This is a genomic window from Enterobacter cloacae complex sp. SYL001 (assembly GCF_049237025.1).
GTDB classification, from domain to species: domain Bacteria; phylum Pseudomonadota; class Gammaproteobacteria; order Enterobacterales; family Enterobacteriaceae; genus Enterobacter; species Enterobacter intestinihominis.
The window spans coordinates 21,032-40,595 of the sequence record NZ_JBMKJI010000023.1; the positions used below are offsets into that span (position 1 = coordinate 21,032).

The window sequence follows — 19,564 nt, forward strand, 5'->3', positions numbered from 1 at the left end:
TTTCCTGACCCGCTTTTTTGTCGCCTTCAGCCGATTAAATTAGCTTCAGCGAAATCCAGTACAGACCGCCAGACAGCAGGATGGACGCCGGGAGGGTGAACACCCAGGCCATCAGAATGTTGGTCACGGTTTTACGCTGCAAACCGCCGCCGTCAACAATCATGGTACCTGCCACGGACGAAGAGAGTACGTGGGTGGTGGAGACTGGCATACCGGTGTAGCTCGCCAGACCGATAGACACTGCCGCCGTCATCTGCGCGGACATGCCCTGAGCATAGGTCATGCCTTTCTTACCGATCTTCTCACCGATGGTGGTCGCCACACGACGCCAGCCAATCATCGTACCGATACCCAGCGCCAACGCGACCGCCATGATGATCCAGATTGGCGCGTACTCAATGGTGTTGAGCATATCGCCTTTCAGTTTCTTCAGCAGACGCTTATCGTCAGCATTGACCTCTGGCAGCTTCGCGACTTTATCGGTCACGTCGGAGATACAGAGCATGATACGACGCAGCTGACCACGCTGTTCTACAGCCAGTTTGTCGTAGCTTTCGATATCGGCCAGCATGCCTTTCGCACGTTCCAGCGCGTTAATCGCGTTTGCCGGGTGGCAATGGAACTCGCCCGGTGCAGTCAGTGCGCCAGAGTCAGGAGAAGGGATCAACTGGTCTACGCCGGTCGCTTTCTTCAGCAAATCAGGATGCTGCTGGAAGTAAGTCTCAACGTTGTTTACCGCATCACGGGTACGGGTGATCTCATAGCCAGAGGCGTTCATGTTAACCACGAAGCCTGCCGGTGCGACGCCAATCAGAACCAGCATCACCAGACCGATACCTTTCTGACCATCGTTCGCGCCATGAGAGAAGGCGACGCCGATAGCGGAAATGATCAGCGCGATACGCGTCCAGAACGGCGGCTTTTTCTTGCCGTCTTTCTTCTCACGCTCTGCTGGCGTCAGGTGGATACGTGCACGTTTCTTCGTGTTGCTCCAGTAGCGACGCAGGATGAAAATCAATCCACCTGCTACCACCAGACCGACGATAGGGGAGATGATCAGAGAGCCGAAAATACCCAGTACTTTAGGAAGGTTCAGCGCATCAACAACCGATGTACCGGTCATCAGGGCGTTAGTTAAACCGATACCGATAATCGCGCCGATAAGGGTGTGAGAGCTGGATGCCGGCAGGCCGAAATACCAGGTACCGAGGTTCCAGATAATCGCAGCAAGCAGCATTGAGAACACCATGGCCAGGCCATGACCGGAACTCACGTTAAGCAGCAGATCCGTTGGTAGCATATGCACAATGGCATAGGCAACGCTCAGTCCGCCCAGGAGGACACCAAAAAAGTTAAATACCGCCGCCATAACGACCGCAAGCTGCGATCGCATTGCGCGAGTGTAGATAACCGTTGCAACTGCGTTTGCAGTGTCGTGGAAGCCATTGATCGCTTCGTAAAACAGCACAAAAACCAGAGCAAGCAATAATAAAAGCCCGGTATGTAAATCCAGGCCGGCAAACAAATGTAGCATAGGACGTTACGCCATTTTGAGGACATGAACGCGGCGCATTATCCAGGACAAATGCGCAACGGGCAAAGTGAAATATAGACTTTTTTTGACATACCACCTGATTTGAGAAATGTGCCTGAATAGATAATCTTTAAATATCAATGAAATGGCTTTGTAATATCTTTTTACGCTGGTGCGACCACTGAGGAAACTTTACAATCCGCGGCAGTTAACGAAGAGGATTTTGACGTGGAAAGGTTTGATGCCGTAGTAATTGGCGCCGGTGCGGCGGGTATGTTTTGTGCGGCAATGGCCGGACAAGCGGGTCGTCGTGTGCTGCTGCTGGATAACGGAAAAAAGCCTGGCCGCAAGATCCTGATGTCCGGTGGCGGGCGCTGCAATTTCACTAATCTTTATGTCGAGCCTGCGGCCTATTTGAGCCAGAACCGTCATTTTTGTAAATCTGCGCTGGCGCGCTACACGCAGTGGGATTTCATCGAAATGGTGGGTAAACACGGCATCGCGTGGCATGAGAAGACGCTGGGACAGCTGTTCTGCGACGACTCTGCCCAGCAAATCGTGGATATGCTGGTGGCCGAGTGCGAGAAAGGCGGCGTAGTCATGCGCCTGCGCACCGAAGTGCTGGACGTCGCCCGTAACGAGCAAGGGTACACGCTGCAACTCAACGGCGAAACCGTCAGCGCCGATAACCTGGTGATCGCCAGCGGCGGCCTCTCGATGCCGGGGCTGGGTGCCTCACCGTTCGGCTACAAAATCGCCGAGCAGTTTGGCCTGAAGGTACTGCCCACGCGCGCCGGGCTGGTGCCGTTCACGCTGCATAAGCCGCTGCTGGAACAGCTTCAGACGCTCTCCGGCGTGTCTGTGCCGTCGGTCATTACGGCCGAAGACGGCACGGTGTTCCGCGAAAACCTGCTCTTTACCCATCGCGGTCTCTCGGGGCCAGCGGTATTGCAGATCTCCAGCTACTGGCAGCCGGGGGAGTTTGTCTCCGTAAACCTGGTGCCGGATTGCGATCTGGACGCCTTCCTCAATGAGCAACGCGCCGCGCACCCGAATCAAAGCCTGAAAAATACCCTGGCGATGCAGCTGCCGAAGCGTCTCGTGGAGTGCTTGCAGGTGTTAGGGCAAATTCCGGATGTTGCGCTTAAGCAGCTCAACAGCCGCGAGCAGGACACGCTGGTGGAGACGCTGACGAACTGGCGCGTGCAGCCAAACGGCACCGAAGGCTACCGCACGGCGGAAGTGACGCTGGGCGGCGTGGATACAAACGAACTCTCATCCCGCACGATGGAAGCCCGCAACGTGCCGGGTCTTTATTTCATTGGTGAAGTGATGGACGTGACCGGCTGGCTCGGCGGGTATAACTTCCAGTGGGCGTGGGCCAGTGCCTGGGCATGCGCGCAGGCACTCGCTGAGGGTAAATGACAAGCGGGCGCGGTCATTCATCATTGCATTTCAGGGGCTGACGGCGACGTCAGCCAGGTGTACAACGTCCAGAATATTGCTGGCGGCCACGGTTCCCATCTTGATGTATGACGCTGCGCTGACGCCGCCAATGTGCGGCGAAATGATGACGTTATCGACGGTCTGCCACAGGTTCGGGGCGGTCAGTGGCTCGCTGGTAAAGCTGTCGAGTGCTGCGCTGTGCAAGGTTCCATCCTTCAGCGCGTGTAACAGGGCTTCATCGTTAATTAACCCGCCGCGCGCTGTGTTCACCAGAATCGCGTTACGTTTACAGTGCGCGAGCGTGTCTGCGTTGATCATTCCTCTGTTGTCGTCAGTGAGCGGACAATGCAATGAGATAACATCGGCACGGGATAAAAGGTCGGGTAAGGTGTTTGCCCGTTCACAACCAGATGGCATCGTTTTAGCGTAAGGATCATACGCCACAATCTGCATGCCGAATGCCTGCCCCACCAGCGCAACCCGCGAGCCAATCGCCCCCAGACCGATAAGCCCCAGCGTCATGCCTTCCAGCTCGATAGATTTGTGCGTGGCTTTATCCCAGTGCCCGTCGCGCAGGCGTTTATCAAGGGTGACCACGGATTTGGCACAGGCAAGAATCAATGCCCAGGTATGTTCTGCAACCGCTGCCGCATTGGCGCCGGGGGCGGAACGAACGGCGATATTACGCGCCGCTGCCGCTGGCTGGTCTATCACGTCAATGCCGCTTCCGTGTTTCGATATAACCTGTAATGCAGGGGCTGCATCCATGATCCTTGCGGTTATTTTGCCGTAACGCACCAGGATGGCCACAGGATTGTGCCGTTCGCACAGCGTAACCAGCTGATCTTCTGTAGGCTGGTGACCGGCATACACCACGTCAAAGTCTCGCAGCATGTTGACAGCCTGGTCCGCCAGGTCGCATCCCGTGACCAGTACAACGCGTTTGTCTTCCATTACAGCGTCTCCCCGTCAGATAACATGCCTGCCTTACGCAGCGCGTCGTTAAGCCAGTGTGGACGTAAATCGCCCTCACGAATAGCAGCAAGACGTCGGGTCTCTGTTTCGAGTTTCCCTTTGGCCATGGCGATAACGGCCTGCACTTCATCACGCGGGATCACCACCACGCCGTCGATATCCGCGACCACCAGATCTCCGGCTCGTACCGTTGCACCAGCGATAGAGATGGGGTGATTAACCCGGCCAGGAATGGATTTTGTCGGGCCACAGGGGTTAAGACCGGCGGCGAAGACGGGGTAGTGCCCTTTACTCAGGGTATCGGCATCACGTACCGCCCCGTCAATGATGATGCCCGCAATACCGCTTGCCTGGGCCTGCGTCGCCATAATCTCACCGAGCAGCGCACAGGTCAGGTCGCCTTTCCCGTCAACAACCAACACATCGCCAGGCTGTGCTACGGCCATTGCGGCATGGATGGCCAGATTATCTCCCGGGCGCACCTCCACGGTGACTGCCGGGCCCGCAACGGCCATGTGAGGCGCGAGCGGTTTGATACGACCATGGAGTGTACCGCGGCGACCGGCAACATCCGCCAGAATGGCGGCCTGATACTCGGCAGCCTGGTGAACCTGTTCAGCCGATACGCGTTCGACCTGACGATTAATCAATGATTTTTCAGAAACGGACATATATGCCTCCATATTGTTTTACTGTGTACAATGCAGGTGTACAATACAAAACAACTATAGCGGTGTTACTTTCCCATTAGCCAGATCTGCGATGGCGTTTGTGATGTAAACACGAAGTGACTCACAAAAATTGAGGTACACTCACTGCCGAGCAGAAAAGGAGATGATGATGGGTAACGAAGGCGTTGTAGCGGTCGAAAAGGCGCTGGCTTTACTGGATTGCTTCCGTCCCGGCGATGAGAGCCTGACGCTGACCGCGCTGGCGCAGCTATCGGGTTATCACAAAACCACGGTTTACCGGTTAATGAATTCGCTTGAGCGAATGAACTATGTCGTCAGGCATGATGACGGCAATTATGCGCTTGGCCCACGTCTGCTTTACCTTGGCAAACTTTATGAACAATCTTTCCATCTTTCCCGGGTGGTGCAGCCTGAGCTTCAGGCGTTATCACAGGCCTCTCAGGAGAGCGCCAGCTGGTATGTGTTAGAAGGCGGGCAACGTCTGTGCCTGTTCCGGGCAGAAGCATCGCACGGGTTGCGTCACAGCAATCTGCCGGGTACTCAGTTTCCGCTGGACGATTCTGCCATCAGTAAAGTGCTTCGCCACTGGGGCCTTAATGACGCGCTGCCAGAGGGGGAGCCCGCTGTTCCGCTCTATACCGCAGGCGCCCGTGACCCGCATACTGCGGCGTTCGCAATGCCCGTCTTCGGCGTCAATGACAAGCTGATTGCGGCGCTGGCGTTGACCGGGCCCATCTCCAGACTGACTGAAGATCGCCGTGAACAGGGGATCAGCCAGCTAATGCATGCCACCGCCAGCCGCCTGTCACAGAAAATGGGGGCCAGTAAGCCTTTTTGCCAGCAGTTTTATGGGGAAACGCAGGATACTGCGGAAGAGAGTCTCTAAGCATAAAGCGGGACGTGCGTCCCGCTTTTGTTATGTCTAATGGGTGACCTGCTTTTCATGCAACTGAGCATTGCGGGCCTGGCGTCCCATCACCAATACCGCGATACCCCCCGTGACGCATAACGCCGCCAGAGGAAGCATGGCCAGCGTGTGGCTACCCGTCCGTTCGTTGATAATACCGTAAGCGTTGACCATCACCGCACCGCCGATAAGGTTAGCGATGGCGCCAATTGCAGCCAGCCCCGCAGCCGCCGACGTGCTGCTCATCCAGCCTGACGCCAGCGCCCAGAAAGGCCCCTTCATTGAATACGCCCCTATCAGCATGATGCTCAGGATAACAATGGTGGCGGAAAGAGAGACGCTGACAAAGGCGGCAAATACGCCTGCGGCAATAATGAAAAGGGTCAGAGCGGTATGCCAGCGGCGTTCGTTGGTTCGGTCCGAACTGCGTCCCCACACAATCATCAGTACGGATGCCAGACCGTAAGGAATGGCGTTGAACAGACCCGTCTCCAGATTATCAAGGTGGAACGATTTCAGCAGCTGCGGTGACCAGACGCTGATGGTGGTGCCCGCTGATGACGCGCCTGCGTAAATCAGCGCCAGCAGCCAGATTTGACGATGCCTGAGCAGCTGCCATGTCGTCTGGTGTCCGATATTTTTTTGCTGTTGACGCTCGGTTTCAAGCGTCGTTTCCAGCCATTTTTTCTGTTCCGCGTTAAGCCAGTTAGCCTGGTGCGGACGATCGCGAAGAACAAACCAGGCGGCAATACCCAGCAGGACGGCGGGTAAACCTTCAATGATAAACAGCAGATGCCAGCCGCGCAGACCCAGCCATCCATCCAGCGACAGAATCAACCCGGACAGCGGCGAGCCAATAAAATTGGCCAGCGGGATCGCGACCATAAAGGACGCGATAATTCGCGCACGGTAGCGGGAAGGGATCCACCAGGTCAGAAAGAGTACGACGCCGGGGAAGAAGCCCGCCTCCGCGGCACCCAGCAGAAAACGCACGATATAAAGCGACGTCGTGTTTTGTACCAGTGCCATACACATGGATACCACCCCCCAGCTGATCATAATGCGGGGGATCCACAGACGTGCGCCAACTTTCTGCATTGCCAGATTGCTTGGAACTTCAAACAGAAAATACGCCACGAAATAGAGGCTACTGGCGAAGCCAAACGCCGCTTTGCTGAGACCGAGATCCTCATTCATCTGTAGCGAAGCCATGCCGATATTGCCGCGATCGATAATGGAGACCAGATAACTGACTATCAGAAACGGGAGGATACGCCAGATCACCTTGCGCATAGTCTCTCTTTCTATGTCCTCAGTGGCGGCAGTGCCATTACGAATATGTTCTGTCATGTGTTCCTCGCAGGGTCTGTTCTTGGTTTTATCAGGTACAACTCTGTTTTATTAAACAAAACTACTATAGCGTCGGCGCCTTCTTTTTATCCAGTTAATGGAAGGTTTAAATGATGTAAATAAGACGTGACTCACAGTTAACGGGCTTTACCTCGTGAGCCTAAACGACAGATGCGCCACCCCCCGTTGTGAGGTAAAGTACACACCTTGCGCAGCCAAAGAGCTGCGGTTTTGTGGGGTATAGGCGAATAACACGTTCCCCCATTCTCACTTCTGGTTTACGCCAGCCTGCATGGTGTTGTGTTTTGTCTTCTTAAAAGGGTTGTCTATGTCTGCTGCTCATCTCGGTTTCCCGACGGAAACCGTTGTTGTCTTTGTGGTGATGGCCGTTGGGGCGATGTTTATCGACCTCTTCATGCACCGTCACGATAAACCGATCTCGCTGAAAAGCGCGGCCATGTGGTCCATCTTCTGGGTCATGATGGCGATGGCGTTTGCTGGCTTCTTATACGTGCACCACGGCGCGGAGATGGCCAGTCTGTTCCTCACCGGCTATGCACTGGAAGAGGTGCTCTCCGTCGACAACCTGTTTGTGATGATGGCGATCTTCGCCTGGTTCGGCGTGCCGGATAAGTATCGTCACCGCGTGCTCTACTGGGGCGTGCTGGGGGCGATTGTGTTCCGCGGTATTTTTGTTGCCATCGGCACCAGCCTGCTGAGCCTGGGGCCATACGTTGAGGTGATTTTTGCGCTGGTCGTCGGCTGGACGGCGGTGATGATGCTGAAACGCAATGAAGAGAGTGATGAAGTCGAGGATTACTCCAACCATCTGGCGTACCGCCTGGTAAAACGCTTCTATCCGGTCTGGCCAAAAATCAGCAGCCACGCGTTTATCCTGACCCAAAAAGAGGTGGACGCCGAGCTGGAGAAGCCTGAAAACAAGGATGTGATGGTAGGTCGCGTGAAGAAGGCGAAGCGCTACGCGACGCCGCTGCTGCTCTGCGTGGCGGTGGTAGAGCTGTCCGACGTGATGTTCGCCTTCGACTCCGTTCCCGCGATCATTGCCGTCAGCCGCGAGCCGCTGATTATCTACAGCGCCATGATGTTCGCAATCCTCGGCCTGCGTACCCTCTACTTCGTGCTGGAAGCGCTGAAGCAGTATCTGGTGCATCTTGAGAAAGCGGTAGTGTTACTGCTGTTCTTCGTGGCGTTCAAGCTGGGGCTGAATGCGACCGATCACTTCTGGCATCACGGTTATAACATCGGTGCCACGGCAAGCCTGTTTGTGGTGCTGGGGGTACTGGCGCTGGGGATTATTGCGAGCGTGATGTTCCCGGGGAAACGTGAGGCCTGATGTATCGCCCGGTGGCGCTTCGCTTACCGGGCCTACGACTGGGATGTAGGCCGGGTAAGGCGCAGCCGCCACCCGGCAAAAGGCTACTTTATTATCGGTGAGTTTCGGCGCTTGCGCGGATGATGGAAATGGCGCCAGTGCGGATCCTGCGCCGCCGCCAGCAGCTCGTGGTCGCCACGTGTGTCGCCCCAGGCGCGCAGGTGATATGCGTTCAGATCGCCATACACCTTTTCCAGCCTCGCCACTTTCTGCGCGCAGCGGCAGTTGTTGCCGGTGATCCGCCCGGTCAGCTTGCCGTCTTTCACTTCCAGCTGCGTGCCAATCAGCTTAATGCCGAGCTTATCGGCCCACGGCTGCAATACCAGCGCCGGGGAGGCGGAGCAAATCGTCACTTCCGCACCGGAATTAACTTCGTTGGCGACAGCCATGACCCCTTCCGGGCGCATCAGCTTGTTCCAGTATTTTTCACAGAAGGCCTCTGCCTGCTGACGTAACCAGTGCTCATCCACCCCCGTCAGGAAGGTTTTGATCAACACCTCTTTCAGCTCATCACGCGTCAGCTTGCGACGCACGCAGTGCAGCGTGGGCAGGGCCATGCGCACCAGGCGACCCGCAAAGTAGCGCTTGCCAAAGGCAAAGCGCAGGAACGGAATAAAACTGTCGTGGTGCGTCAACGTACCATCAAAGTCAAAGACAGAGAGCACGCTGGACTTCGCCACGGCTTCGTCGGCAATCATATTGGTCATAAATACGTCTTAGCTGAAATACACATTCTGTTCACTAGTTTACCTGCTTTACCTTCACAGTCCTTCTATCCGATCTCATTTTTTCTCGAACCTGTGGCCTGACGGGTCAAACTATGTCATCCACCACGCCACCGTCAACGCGCAGCGCCGCGCCGGAAGTCGCGGAGGCCTGCATGGAACAGACATACACCACCATATTCGCCACTTCTTCTACCGTTGCGGCGCGCTGAATAACCGAGCTGGGGCGATTCTCCATCACGAACGCTTTCGCCAGCTGCTCCAGCGATTTGCCGGTTCTCTCCATCTCGTCTTTCATCATTGCGGCAAAACCGTCCGACATTGTCGGGCCCGGCAGCACGCTGTTCACCGTGACGCCGCTGCCTGCCACGAACTTCGCCAGACCGCGCGCCAGCGAGAGCTGGGCGGTTTTTGTCACGCCATAGTGGATCATATCCGCAGGAATATTGCAGGCCGATTCTGACGAGATAAACACTACCCGACCCCAGCCTTTTTGTACCATACCGGGCAGCAGGGCACGGGAGAGGCGCACGCCGGACATCACGTTGGTTTGCCAGTAGCGTTCCCAGGTCTCGTCGTCGGTGGAATAAAAATCCTGCTGGCCATAGATCCCGGCGTTATTCACCAGAATATCGACGTGCGTGGCGACCCTGAGTAGTTCGTCAACGCCCTCCTGCGAGCTCAGGTCGGCGATGGCGGCACGGACCTGTACGCCTGGCACCACCTGCTGGAGCGCCTGAATGCCTTTGTTCACCGAGTCGACGCTGCGCCCGTTGACGATCACTTCCGCACCGCTCTCCGCCAGTCCGCGGGCGATGGCAAACCCAATACCGCCGGTGGACGCGGTCACCAGCGCCACTTTCCCCGTTAAATCGATTTTCATCGTTCACTCCTTGTCGTTTTATGGTTCAAAACTTAAAGCGTAGCAGTTGACGATGACGGCTCCTGTTTAAAAAGGCGCAACAGCGTCTCAACCTGCTCGTCCAGCGGGCTGAGGGAGCGTTTAACGATGAGGTGCAGCGGCGTGGCGCGTCGAACGCCGTGGCTGAGGGGCAGGATTTTGAGGATGCCCTGCTGGAGCGGGGTCTGAATGCGTTCTTCCGGTAACCAGCCATATCCAACCTGATACATCACTGCTTCGATCGCGGCATCGATGGTGGAGAATGTCCACGACTCCCCGGTGGGGCGAACGGTGGGCTGGCTGTCTGCGATCTGAATGCGCGGCCACGGTCGAAGCATCTCGTCGTTAAGCGGTGTATCCAGCGCAAACAGCGGGTGCGCGTGATGCGCGACGGCAACAAAATCGATATTCATCAGCCATTCGCCCAGGCCGGTAATGTCCTGGCGGCGGGTTAAGACCATCACGTCGGCCTCATCATTGAGCGCATCTGCGCGGCTGTTTTCCAGCACCTCGGTAAGCCGCACCTGCGTTTGCGGGTACAGCTGCTGAAACTGGCGCAAAATCGCGAACAGCCGGCTGCGCGGAAAAATACTGTCTACCATCAGGTCGATACGGGTTCGCATCCCGCTGCGCAGGGTTGCAGCGCGCGTTTCAACATAGGCGAAGGCTTTCAGCAGCGGTTTAACCTGGTTCAGCAACAGCTCACCCGCCGGGGTCAGCACGGCACGGCGTCCCTCTGTCATCAGGAGCGCTACGCCCAGCCGCTCCTGCAAAAGCGACAGGTTATAGCTGACCGAGGACTGGCTGCGATGGGTCTCTTCCGCCGCCTTAGCGAAGCTGCCAGCCTCGATGACTCTTTCCAGCAAGGCCCACTGTTCGAGCGTCGTCTTGTGCATGATTAATCTAAATTTTGGATGAATTTGATTCAAATATAGCGTTATTCATTCATTTTTTGAAGGGGTACGATCGTCTCATCAAAACAAAGGAGACATCTTATGAGCACCTTCGATAAACATGATTTAAGCGGCTTCGTCGGCAAACATCTGGTATATACCTACGACAATGGCTGGAACTACGAAATTTACGTTAAAAACGAGAACACGCTCGACTACCGTATTCACAGCGGTCTGGTGGGCAATCGTTGGGTGAAAGATCAGCAGGCCTACATTGTCCGTGTTGGGGAAAGCATCTATAAAATTTCCTGGACGGAGCCAACCGGTACCGACGTGAGCCTGATTGTGAACCTGGGCGACCGCCTGTTCCACGGCACCATCTTCTTCCCACGCTGGGTCATGAATAATCCGGAAAAAACCGTCTGCTTCCAGAACGATCACATTCCGCTGATGAACAGCTACCGTGATGCCGGGCCAGCGTATCCAACCGAAGTGATTGATGAATTTGCGACGATTACTTTTGTACGCGACTGCGGTGCGAATGACGATAGCGTTATTGCGTGTGCTGCCAGCGAGTTGCCAAAAAACTTTCCTGATAATTTAAAATAAGCTTAGCAACGCGTTAAATGCGCATCGGCCATTTCGGTTTTAACCCGAATGGCCGTTTTTTATGCTGCAGAAATACCGGAGTAAGTCACCGATTCCGCCGTTAAGGTGAAAGGCGTAGGAGTACAGACCGCCAGGCTCAGCGAGCCGAAGCGCAGCTGGCTGACCGGGAGCGACTGGGCGGTGCTGTCAATGCTGACAATCTGCCACGCGCTGCCGCCACGCTGTTTGACGATCGCCTCTTTGCGCGTCCAGATGCGCCAGAATGCGGAAAGCTGCTCTTCCGGCGCTTCACGCTCCAGCTCGTCATGCTCGGTGAGGCTGAAAACGGCATTCGCCAGCGCCTGCCAGTTCTCCCGCGGGCGGATCACTTCGATATCGCAGCCAACCTCGCCTTCATCGCTTATCAGCATGGCAATGTCGTCCCCGCTGTGGCTCAGGTTAAACCACAGCGGATGGCCGTTAGCGAAGGCCGGTTTTCCCTGCTCGCCGTAGATTATCTCGGGAAGTGGTGAGGGGGATAAAGTTCTGGCGAGCAGCGTCCGGCCTGCAAGCCAGGAAGCGTATCGCGCACCCTGAGGTGCCATGTCTGCGAGCGTTGACGCCAGCGGGTCCGCGCTAAGGGTGGAGATCTTTCCCAGTACAAACTGGTACATAGTTACGCCCAGCGTTTAATGATTATCGAGGTATTAATGCCGCCAAAGGCAAAGTTATTGCTCTGAATAAATTCGCAATCAATCGGGCGGGTTTCCCCCATAATATAATCTAAAGCGCCGCATTGCTCATCCGGTTGTCTTAAATTGAGCGTCGGCGTGAACCAGCCCTCCCGCATCATATGCAGACTCAGCAAGGCTTCCAGCGCGCCGCAGGCACCCAGGGTATGGCCGAAATAGCTCTTTAAGGATGAGATGGGCACGCTGTCGCCGAAAATAGCGGCGGTCGCCTGACTCTCGGCGATATCCCCGCGATCGGTTGCCGTGCCGTGGGCAGAAATGTAGCCAATGTCCTGAGGGCTAAGGCCCGCCATCGCCAGCGACTGCTCCATACACACCTGCATGGTTTCACGCTGGGGCTGGGTGATGTGCGCCGCATCGCAGTTGGTGGCAAAGCCCACGATCTCACCATAGATTGTCGCCCCGCGTGCTCTGGCGTGATCCAGCGCTTCCAGCACCAGCGTGCCCGCCCCTTCGCCAATCACCAGGCCATCGCGCTGAACGTCAAACGGCGACGGCGTGGTTTTGGGCGCGTCGTTACGCTGGCTGGTGGCAAACAGGGTATCGAAAACCGCCGCTTCCGACGGGCACAGCTCTTCCGCGCCGCCTGCCACCATCACGGTCTGGTAGCCGTGACGAATCGCTTCCCAGGCGTAGCCAATCGCCTGGCTGCCAGAAGTACAGGCGCTTGAGGTGGGGATCACCCGTCCGCGCAGGCCAAAGAACAGTCCGGTATTCACCGCCGTGGTGTGCGGCATCATCTGCACGTAGGTGGTGCCGGTGATGTTGTGGGTGTGCTTTTCGGTGAGCATGGAGGCAAACTCGCTGACCGGTCCGGTGCTGCCCGTCGACGAGCCGTAGGCGATGCCGGTCTGACCGTTGGTCAGTACCGCGTCGTCGATCAGGCCCGCCTGCTCCAGCGCCAGCTCGGTGGCGCGGGTTGAGAGCAGCGACACGCGGCCCATGGCGCGAATGCGCTTACGGGTATAGTGAGCGGGCAGAGTGAAATCTTCAATCGGCGCGGCGAGCAGGGTTTGCAGGCCGTGATACGCCTGCCACTCCGTCATGGTACGTACCGCATTTTCATACTCGCGCAGACGGCGCGAGATGGTCGGCCAGTCCTCGCCGAATGCGGTGATGCCGCCCATGCCCGTAATCACTACCCGGCGGGTCATAGCATGCCTCCGTTGATCGATATCACCTGTCGCGTCACATAGCCTGCTTTATCCGACATCAGGTAGCTCGCCAGCCCGGCCACTTCCTCGGCCTGGCCCATACGCTGCATCGGGATCATCGACATCGCCGCGTTCAGCGCGGCTTCATCCATCTCGATCATACCGGTATCAATCAGCCCCGGCGCGATGCAGTTGACGGTGATTTTGCGTTTTGCCAGCTCGGTGGCGAGCGCTTTGGTGGCGCCGATGATCCCGGCTTTCGCCGCGCTGTAGTTCACCTGCCCACGGTTGCCCATAATGCCTGACACCGACGACAGGGTGATGATCCGCCCGCCCTTGCGGGTGCCGATCATCGGCATAATGCAGGGATGAATGACGTTATAAAAACTGTCGAGATTGGTGTGGATCACGCTGTCCCAGTCATCGTCGCTGAGCGCCGGAAATGCGCCGTCGCGGGTAATACCGGCGTTACTGACCACGCCATACCACGCGCCGTGGTCAGCGATCGCCTGTTCCAGCACCGTACGGCACTGCTCGCGGTTGCCCACGTCAAAGGTGAGTAAACGGCCCGCGCCGCCTGCCTGGACAATCGCTTCCAGCGTCTCCTGCGCGCCCGCTTCATCACGATGGTAATGCACGCCGACGGTGAAACCGTCCGCCGCAAGCTGAAGGGCGATAGCGCGGCCAATGCCTTTGCTGGCGCCGGTGACCAGTACGGATCTCATGATGGTGTTCCCTGGTTGAAAAGTGTGGTTAATTCTTCCTCGCTCGGCTGGAAGGTATTCACGCGGCCCGTGGCGAGGGAGACATTGTCCGCATGAATGGTGCACTCGAAGCTGCCAAAGCGCTCATCCTGCATCAGACGTTCGATGGTGATGGTCAGCGTGCAGCCTGCGGCAAAATGCCCTGCGTCGCACACCAGCTCGCGCGCGCCCAGCACCATACCCAGCGCACAGTGCGGCAGCCCTTTTTGCATCCGGTGCCATTCAGACCAGACGCCCACGGTCTGAGCCATCAGCTCCAGCGCAAACCAGCCGGGCAGGTTGCCGCCTGCGTCCAGAAACGGCGCCAGAACGCCCCGTTCGTTCACCGTCACGCTGCAAACGGCGCGGTCATCGGTGACGCTTTCCACGCTCTCAAGCAGCAGCATCGGCGTGTCGTGAGGAAGATAATCCCCGGGAGGTAAGTAGTGCATCATACTCTCCCCAGCAGAAGGCTGGCGTTGTTGCCGCCAAACGCGAAGGAGTTTGACAGGATCACTGGTTTATTCAGCGGTGCGCTCTGGTGCAGTAGGCCGAAGGCGGGCAGGGTGTCGTCCGGCGCGTAGCGGGAAAAATCCTGCGGCGGCAGCGGCAGGTCTCGGGTCAGGATCAACCAGCTCAGGGCGGCCTCGGTGATCCCCGCGGCGCCCAGCGTGTGGCCGGTAAGATGTTTCGTGGAGCTGCACGGCACGCGGTCGCCAAAGAGATCGTGGATCACCTGCGCCTCAATGCGATCGTTCAGCGGCGTGGCGGTGCCGTGCAGGTTGATATAACCGACGTCCGCCGCCGTCATGCCCGCCTCGTTCAGCGCCTGGGTGATGGCGCGGATCGCCCCTTCGCCCTGCGGATGTGGGGCGGAAATATGGTACGCATCGCTGGATTCCCCCGCGCCCAGCAGTGCAATCTCGCCCGGCTCGCGGGTCAGTACCATCAGTGCTGCCGCTTCGCCAATGGTGATCCCCCGACGGTTGCGGCCAAACGGTTCGCACAGGGTCGGGGAGAAGGATTCCAGGCTGTTGAAGCCGTTGACCGGCATTCGGCTCAGGCTGTCGGCTCCGCCGACGATGGCGACGTCCACCAGACCGGCGTCGATCAGGCGTCGACCGCTGATGATCGCCCGTGCGCTGGAGGAGCAGGCGGTCGAGATGGTATACGCCGGGCCGTCCAGCGCAAGCCAGCTGGCGAGAAAGCGCGACGGATCGCCCAGCTCCTGCTGCGGATATTGCCACTGCGGGCTGCGCTCGCCGTTCTGCGCGCGGCGCACGTACTCATCACCCTCGTCCAGTCCGGAGGTGCTGGTGCCCAGCACCACCGCCACGCGGTCGCGCCCCACGCGCGCAATGGCCGCATCGACGGCGGGCCGGATTTGCGCCAGCGCCGCCAGCAGCAGCTGGTTGTTGCGACTTCGATGCGCAGAAAAAGACCCGGGAACAGGGGGAAGATCACCCTCCACCCCGCCCAGCACGGCCTCGGGTAAGCCCTGTAGCCAGCCCGCACGCTGGCGCATCCCGGGGGCCACGCCAGCGTTCAGGTTTGCCGCTATTTCATCAGCCGAGTTGCCGAGCGCGTTGACCATGCCAACGGCAGAAAGGTAAATCATCTCAGTCACCCAGATATTGAATGGTGATGTGGTAGTGAAAAGCGTGCTGCACAATGCTAATCGGTTCGCGCCTGCCGTTACGGTTCAGGTAGGCAATTTCCGTGACCAGCTTGCCATCGGGGTTGCGCAGTTCGCGTCTGGTGTCAGTATCGTTCAGCGTCCAGCCTTTCGGCAACTGCGGCTGCCAGGCGCTGAGCGGCCAGTGGCTGAGCATCACGTCGGCCAGCACCTGGCTGGCGGGCGGCAACTGCGGCATCACAACCGACTGCTCGGTGTGGATCCCGGTGTCGTCGTAGGTGGCGAGGAACAGGCGGATCCCGACGGAGGAGAGGCCGGCAAGCGTCACTTTATTTCCATCGGCGTTCAGCATCACCAGCAGCGACTGGGTCTGGCCTTTAAAACTGCCGGTAAGCAACTGCTGCGCGCGGATGGCAGGCGTGATGCCCGGCGGTGGCAGCGTGACGCGGGTACCGGGCTGGAGCCAGGCCTGAGGACGCGCGTCATCGTGGTTCGTCGTATGGCTACACCCCGCCAGCAACAGGGTCATCATCACTGCCGCCAGGCGAATGAAACGGGTCATGGTAAGTTCTCTTTGTTAGTCGGCATCGCCAGCGGGGCGAGCAGGAACGCGGTGAAGATACCGCTCACCAGCACAATGCCAAAGCTGCTGATGGCCTGAGTGGTGCTGAACACCAGCATCCCCAGCGTCAGTAGGGTGGTCATCATGGCGAGGGTAATCGCCAGCATGGAGGTCAGCGGCGTGCCGCGCGGGTTGCTGAAAAACAGCGTGTAGTTGATGCCAATGCCGAGGACCAGCACCAGCGCCAGCAGGGAAAACAGGTTCACCGGATGGCCCGTCACGGCCAGCGCCGCCAGCCCGCCGCCCAGCGACAGCACGGACGGCACCAGCGCCACCAGCCCTTTTCGCCAGCCGAGGCGCACCACCGCGCCGCAGGCTATCACCGCCAGCGCCACGCCCAGCAGCCCCGTCAGCAGCGCGCGGTAGAGTGCAAACAGTCTGTCGAAGCTGGCCTTACGGTCAACCCAGACGACTCCGGGATGGCGGGCGGCCAGCTCACCGAGCGCAGCGCTGTTTCTGACGCCATCGACCGGGACCAGCACACCGCTTTTGCCATCCGGCAGCGTCAGCCACAGCAAACGCCAGCCCTCGCTGGCCGGACTGGCGAGCCACGCCTCCACGCTGACAGGCATGGCGTTCAGATTCGGGGCGACGGCATTCAGCCCCGTGCTTTGCAGCATTTTCGTCACCGTCGGCGCGGCGTTACGCAGAAGTTGCAGATCGCTGTTCTGCCGCGCCAGCGAGTTCAGCGGCAGGGTGCGCCAGCGGGTTAATTCTCCGGCTTTTTGCGCCTGCGCCAGCGCTGGGGTAAACGCCTCCAGCCGCTCCAGCGTTTCCTGAGCCGACGCGCCATACACCACGAACCACTTCTGATCGACATTTTGCCCGGTCAGGGCGGTGATGGTTTTTTCCTGCGCCAGAATGTCCTGCGGCAGCGCCTGAAGCCGGGCGATATCGTCATCCACCCGCAGGCTGGCGATCCCGATGGCGGAGAGCAGCGCCAGTGCTACCGGCAGCCCGACGGAGAGGGCTTTGCTGTCGCGCCAGGCGTTCAGCCAGCGCTGCATCATCCCTCTCAGGGGGATCGGGCGAACCGGCATGCCACGGCACAACCACGGGTGCCAGAAAATTACCGTCAGGCACGAGGCGCTCAGCCCTGCGGCGGCGAACACCGCCATCTGACGAATGCCGGGGAAGGGGGCCAGCATCATGAAGAGATACGCCACGACGGTAGTCAGCAGCGCCAGCAGCAGCGCGTTACGCACTTTTGCCAGGCTTTGCCAGGGCGAGTGTTCCGCGCCGTGCACCATCCGCTCCGTGAGGTAGTAAATCGTATAGTCCGCCGAGATGCCGATGATGCTCATGCTCATCACCAGCGTCATCAGGTGCAGCTCACCGAACAGCAGGAGCGTCACGACCGTCCCCGCCAGCGCGCCGATGGCAATGGAGAGCAGGCTCAGCAGCAGCGGACGCACGGAGCGAAACACCGACACAATCAGCAGGATCACCCCGAGCACCGTGGCGACGCCGAGCGTGGAAATATCTTTTTTAGCCTGCTGGCTGGCGTAATCGCTGTAGAACACCGTCCCGCGCGAGAGCAGCTGCGCCTGTGGATACTGGCTTTTCAGCGTCTGCTGCAACGCGTTGAGGGTGGTCACCAGCTGGTGGGTTTGCTGCATGTCAAACGACGAGCCTGCCAGCTCGCCGTGCAGCAGATACCAGTAGTTCCCGGCCGCATCTTTTGTCACCAGCCAGCCGTCCATCAGCTGCATCTTCTGGCTGTTCTTCGCCAGCGCGAGCTGCGCGCCGCGCATCAGCATCAGCGGATCGTTTTGCAGCTCCTTGCCGCTCACGCCGGAAAAGGCGGAGTAGAGCTGGGACAGGATCCACTGAGCCTGCGTTTCACCGCCGTTTTGCAGGCGGGCGCGGGTGGCCGGATCGACCAGGCCATTGCGGTGCTGCCAGAAGAAATCTCCCCAGGCCTGTTGCCCGGCGGCATCCAGCGGACCTTTTACGACACTCAGCGCCTGGCTGCGTTGCAGCAGGGTTAACCACTGCTGCGCCACGCGCGGGTCCGGCTGTTTACCAGGGCTGACCAGCCAGATGAGCTGGCGGTCGAGGCGCTGCATAAATCCGTCGTTGAGGGCGGGAGGGATCGCGCCGAGCGTCTGTTTCGGCAGCATGGCGAGCACGCTGCTGTTCAGCCGCGCGCCGGGCAGCAGCGACAGCAGCACGCCCAGCAGGATCAGGCATACCGCGGCCCACAGCAGCGCCGGGCGCAGAGCGTTACGGTGCGGCAAAGCGCTGGCGTTCTGCATCGGTCAGGCGGGCGGGCGTCAGTTGGTGGCGGGAGAGGGCGATATCCGTCGTGTCGCCTTGCTTATCGTTCAGGCGAATGGATTCCAGATAGATCGCGCCCTGCAAATCAAGGGTGGCGAAAATCTTGTCCAGCGGTGTGGTGACAGGCGTCAGCACCAGCGACCAGCGGCCTTCGCCCAGGTCTTTGAAATCGATGCGGAAGTTCTCTTCCAGCACCTTGCGGTCGGCCTGGAACAGCGCCCGCAGCAGATGGTTGAACTGGAACATCTGCGGGTTAGTGTCGGCGGTAATGGTCTGCGGCGGCTGACCGTTGACGATTTGCACCATCCGTTTGTCATCCAGCAGCAGCGTCATCGGGAACGGCGCTTTTTGATCCCACAGCAGGCCATTGTCACGGGCGATCAGCATCTCCCCCTGCGAGCGCAGGGGCTGAGGCATGTCCTTGATCGTGCGGGTCTGTTCGAAGTGCGCGCGCACCACCGGTTGCTCCGCAAACCGCTGTTGCAGTTCATCCAGCGTGACCGCGTTCACCAGCGGGCTTACCAGCAGCGCGAGTAGCGTTATCCACTTCATGGCGCGATCCCCATGCGTTCGAACAGAATGGCCGGGCTGACAAAGCACATCTCCCGGCTTGCTTCTTCCACCGCCACCTGAATGGTGTAGCCGGTGGTGGTGCGTTTCCCGGTTTGCGCGTCGAAGATTTGATAGGCGATGCGCAGACGGTTTTCAACCTCTTCAATGCGGGCGCGGACGCGAATGCGCTGCTCGAAGGTCACCGCGTCGCGGTATTTCACACGGGTATCCACCACCGGCCAGACGTAGCCGGACGCTTTCATCTGGCGATAGCCGTAATCAAACTGGTTGAGCAGCGCTTCGCGGGCAATCTCAAAATAGCGGAAATAGTTGCCGTGCCACACCACGCCCATCATATCGACGTCGTGGAACGGCACGGTGATTTCAACTTCAGCCGTAAAGCGGGGATCGGTCAGCACCC

General features: G+C 58.6%; 20 protein-coding genes. 4 read left to right on the plus strand and 16 right to left on the minus strand.

Annotated features, from left to right (window positions below):
* Positions 1-34 precede the first annotated feature (34 nt).
* Positions 35-1,534 (minus strand): inorganic phosphate transporter PitA, encoded by a 1,500-nt coding sequence (gene pitA, locus ACOTZP_RS18235; protein ID WP_022649706.1) that lies wholly within the window; start codon positions 1,532-1,534, stop codon positions 35-37.
* A gap of 228 nt (positions 1,535-1,762) precedes the next feature.
* Here pitA and ACOTZP_RS18240 point away from each other — a divergent pair, with 228 nt between their 5' ends.
* Positions 1,763-2,959 carry an NAD(P)/FAD-dependent oxidoreductase gene (locus ACOTZP_RS18240; protein WP_192970340.1) on the plus strand — a complete coding sequence of 399 codons (1,197 nt, stop codon included), beginning with the start codon at positions 1,763-1,765 and terminating at the stop codon, positions 2,957-2,959.
* A 30-nt stretch (positions 2,960-2,989) separates the two neighbouring features.
* Here ACOTZP_RS18240 and ACOTZP_RS18245 read toward each other — a convergent pair whose 3' ends face one another.
* Both ACOTZP_RS18245 and ACOTZP_RS18250 read right to left on the minus strand, forming a co-directional pair.
* Entirely contained in the window at positions 2,990-3,934 is a 945-nt protein-coding gene (locus ACOTZP_RS18245) for a hydroxyacid dehydrogenase (RefSeq protein ID WP_271074494.1), read from the minus strand.
* On the minus strand, positions 3,934-4,626 hold the full coding sequence (locus ACOTZP_RS18250) for an RraA family protein (protein WP_022649701.1): 693 nt from the start codon (positions 4,624-4,626) through the stop codon (positions 3,934-3,936). Before ACOTZP_RS18250 ends, ACOTZP_RS18245 begins: the two co-directional genes overlap by 1 nt.
* A gap of 169 nt (positions 4,627-4,795) precedes the next feature.
* Here ACOTZP_RS18250 and ACOTZP_RS18255 point away from each other — a divergent pair, with 169 nt between their 5' ends.
* Complete coding sequence (locus ACOTZP_RS18255; protein WP_032674096.1) at positions 4,796-5,533, plus strand: IclR family transcriptional regulator; 738 nt, start codon at positions 4,796-4,798, stop codon at positions 5,531-5,533.
* Between the two features lie 36 nt (positions 5,534-5,569).
* On the opposite strand, the gene ACOTZP_RS18260 is transcribed toward ACOTZP_RS18255, so the two are convergent.
* Positions 5,570-6,904 (minus strand): MFS transporter, encoded by a 1,335-nt coding sequence (locus ACOTZP_RS18260; RefSeq protein WP_045308786.1) that lies wholly within the window; start codon positions 6,902-6,904, stop codon positions 5,570-5,572.
* Positions 6,905-7,232: 328 nt separating this feature from the next.
* On the opposite strand from ACOTZP_RS18260, the gene ACOTZP_RS18265 reads away from it, so the two are divergent.
* Entirely contained in the window at positions 7,233-8,258 is a 1,026-nt protein-coding gene (locus ACOTZP_RS18265; RefSeq protein ID WP_023298822.1) for a TerC/Alx family metal homeostasis membrane protein, read from the plus strand.
* 83 nt (positions 8,259-8,341) lie between these two features.
* Here the strand turns inward: ACOTZP_RS18265 and ACOTZP_RS18270 are convergent, their stop codons facing one another.
* From ACOTZP_RS18270 to ACOTZP_RS18280, 3 genes are all read right to left on the minus strand, one after another.
* The gene (locus ACOTZP_RS18270) at positions 8,342-9,004 is read right to left on the minus strand and encodes an HAD family hydrolase (RefSeq protein ID WP_063201337.1); all 663 of its coding nucleotides are present in this window, start codon (positions 9,002-9,004) and stop codon (positions 8,342-8,344) included.
* Positions 9,005-9,110: 106 nt separating this feature from the next.
* Complete coding sequence (locus tag ACOTZP_RS18275) at positions 9,111-9,905, minus strand: SDR family NAD(P)-dependent oxidoreductase (RefSeq protein WP_022649696.1); 795 nt, start codon at positions 9,903-9,905, stop codon at positions 9,111-9,113.
* A gap of 32 nt (positions 9,906-9,937) precedes the next feature.
* Complete coding sequence (locus tag ACOTZP_RS18280) at positions 9,938-10,819, minus strand: LysR family transcriptional regulator (protein WP_023298821.1); 882 nt, start codon at positions 10,817-10,819, stop codon at positions 9,938-9,940.
* 99 nt (positions 10,820-10,918) lie between these two features.
* Between ACOTZP_RS18280 and ACOTZP_RS18285 the strand changes: the two genes are divergently transcribed.
* Complete coding sequence (locus ACOTZP_RS18285) at positions 10,919-11,425, plus strand: phenolic acid decarboxylase (protein WP_022649694.1); 507 nt, start codon at positions 10,919-10,921, stop codon at positions 11,423-11,425.
* Positions 11,426-11,484: 59 nt separating this feature from the next.
* Here ACOTZP_RS18285 and acpT read toward each other — a convergent pair whose 3' ends face one another.
* The 9 genes from acpT to ACOTZP_RS18330 are packed head-to-tail and all read right to left on the minus strand — an operon-like array spanning position 11,485 to position 19,562.
* On the minus strand, positions 11,485-12,078 hold the full coding sequence (gene acpT, locus ACOTZP_RS18290) for a 4'-phosphopantetheinyl transferase AcpT (protein WP_022649693.1): 594 nt from the start codon (positions 12,076-12,078) through the stop codon (positions 11,485-11,487).
* Positions 12,079-12,080: 2 nt separating this feature from the next.
* Positions 12,081-13,310: a beta-ketoacyl-ACP synthase gene (locus tag ACOTZP_RS18295; RefSeq protein WP_063146806.1), complete on the minus strand. Its 1,230-nt coding sequence runs from the start codon at positions 13,308-13,310 to the stop codon at positions 12,081-12,083.
* Positions 13,307-14,038 (minus strand): 3-ketoacyl-ACP reductase FabG2, encoded by a 732-nt coding sequence (locus ACOTZP_RS18300; RefSeq protein ID WP_032626847.1) that lies wholly within the window; start codon positions 14,036-14,038, stop codon positions 13,307-13,309. Before ACOTZP_RS18300 ends, ACOTZP_RS18295 begins: the two co-directional genes overlap by 4 nt.
* The gene (locus ACOTZP_RS18305; RefSeq protein WP_271074511.1) at positions 14,032-14,505 is read right to left on the minus strand and encodes a 3-hydroxy-fatty acyl-ACP dehydratase; all 474 of its coding nucleotides are present in this window, start codon (positions 14,503-14,505) and stop codon (positions 14,032-14,034) included. The genes ACOTZP_RS18300 and ACOTZP_RS18305 overlap by 7 nt, the downstream gene beginning before the upstream one ends.
* Positions 14,505-15,671: a beta-ketoacyl-[acyl-carrier-protein] synthase family protein gene (locus ACOTZP_RS18310; RefSeq protein ID WP_046620697.1), complete on the minus strand. Its 1,167-nt coding sequence runs from the start codon at positions 15,669-15,671 to the stop codon at positions 14,505-14,507. The genes ACOTZP_RS18305 and ACOTZP_RS18310 overlap by 1 nt, the downstream gene beginning before the upstream one ends.
* Before the next feature lies 1 nt (position 15,672).
* Positions 15,673-16,251, minus strand: a complete 579-nt coding sequence (locus tag ACOTZP_RS18315) for a DUF3261 domain-containing protein (RefSeq protein WP_022649688.1) — start codon at positions 16,249-16,251, stop codon at positions 15,673-15,675.
* Positions 16,248-18,569 carry an MMPL family transporter gene (locus ACOTZP_RS18320; protein ID WP_271074495.1) on the minus strand — a complete coding sequence of 774 codons (2,322 nt, stop codon included), beginning with the start codon at positions 18,567-18,569 and terminating at the stop codon, positions 16,248-16,250. The genes ACOTZP_RS18315 and ACOTZP_RS18320 overlap by 4 nt, the downstream gene beginning before the upstream one ends.
* Entirely contained in the window at positions 18,538-19,143 is a 606-nt protein-coding gene (locus ACOTZP_RS18325) for an outer membrane lipoprotein carrier protein LolA (protein WP_063150766.1), read from the minus strand. The genes ACOTZP_RS18320 and ACOTZP_RS18325 overlap by 32 nt, the downstream gene beginning before the upstream one ends.
* Positions 19,140-19,562, minus strand: coding sequence for an acyl-CoA thioesterase (locus ACOTZP_RS18330; RefSeq protein ID WP_023298814.1), 423 nt, complete (start codon positions 19,560-19,562; stop codon positions 19,140-19,142). The genes ACOTZP_RS18325 and ACOTZP_RS18330 overlap by 4 nt, the downstream gene beginning before the upstream one ends.
* Positions 19,563-19,564: the final 2 nt, after the last annotated feature.

Excerpts from the sequence above, each read along its gene's own strand:
- pitA (WP_022649706.1), bottom strand. The coding sequence starts at position 1,534 with ATGCTACATTTGTTTGCCGGCCTGGATTTACATACCGGGCTTTTATTA.
- ACOTZP_RS18245 (WP_271074494.1), bottom strand. The coding sequence starts at position 3,934 with ATGGAAGACAAACGCGTTGTACTGGTCACGGGATGCGACCTGGCGGAC.
- ACOTZP_RS18250 (WP_022649701.1), bottom strand. The coding sequence starts at position 4,626 with ATGTCCGTTTCTGAAAAATCATTGATTAATCGTCAGGTCGAACGCGTA.
- ACOTZP_RS18255 (WP_032674096.1), top strand. The coding sequence starts at position 4,796 with ATGGGTAACGAAGGCGTTGTAGCGGTCGAAAAGGCGCTGGCTTTACTG.
- ACOTZP_RS18260 (WP_045308786.1), bottom strand. The coding sequence starts at position 6,904 with ATGACAGAACATATTCGTAATGGCACTGCCGCCACTGAGGACATAGAA.
- ACOTZP_RS18265 (WP_023298822.1), top strand. The coding sequence starts at position 7,233 with ATGTCTGCTGCTCATCTCGGTTTCCCGACGGAAACCGTTGTTGTCTTT.
- ACOTZP_RS18270 (WP_063201337.1), bottom strand. The coding sequence starts at position 9,004 with ATGACCAATATGATTGCCGACGAAGCCGTGGCGAAGTCCAGCGTGCTC.
- ACOTZP_RS18275 (WP_022649696.1), bottom strand. The coding sequence starts at position 9,905 with ATGAAAATCGATTTAACGGGGAAAGTGGCGCTGGTGACCGCGTCCACC.
- ACOTZP_RS18280 (WP_023298821.1), bottom strand. The coding sequence starts at position 10,819 with ATGCACAAGACGACGCTCGAACAGTGGGCCTTGCTGGAAAGAGTCATC.
- ACOTZP_RS18285 (WP_022649694.1), top strand. The coding sequence starts at position 10,919 with ATGAGCACCTTCGATAAACATGATTTAAGCGGCTTCGTCGGCAAACAT.
- acpT (WP_022649693.1), bottom strand. The coding sequence starts at position 12,078 with ATGTACCAGTTTGTACTGGGAAAGATCTCCACCCTTAGCGCGGACCCG.
- ACOTZP_RS18295 (WP_063146806.1), bottom strand. The coding sequence starts at position 13,310 with ATGACCCGCCGGGTAGTGATTACGGGCATGGGCGGCATCACCGCATTC.
- ACOTZP_RS18305 (WP_271074511.1), bottom strand. The coding sequence starts at position 14,505 with ATGCACTACTTACCTCCCGGGGATTATCTTCCTCACGACACGCCGATG.
- ACOTZP_RS18310 (WP_046620697.1), bottom strand. The coding sequence starts at position 15,671 with ATGATTTACCTTTCTGCCGTTGGCATGGTCAACGCGCTCGGCAACTCG.
- ACOTZP_RS18315 (WP_022649688.1), bottom strand. The coding sequence starts at position 16,251 with ATGACCCGTTTCATTCGCCTGGCGGCAGTGATGATGACCCTGTTGCTG.
- ACOTZP_RS18320 (WP_271074495.1), bottom strand. The coding sequence starts at position 18,569 with ATGCAGAACGCCAGCGCTTTGCCGCACCGTAACGCTCTGCGCCCGGCG.
- ACOTZP_RS18325 (WP_063150766.1), bottom strand. The coding sequence starts at position 19,143 with ATGAAGTGGATAACGCTACTCGCGCTGCTGGTAAGCCCGCTGGTGAAC.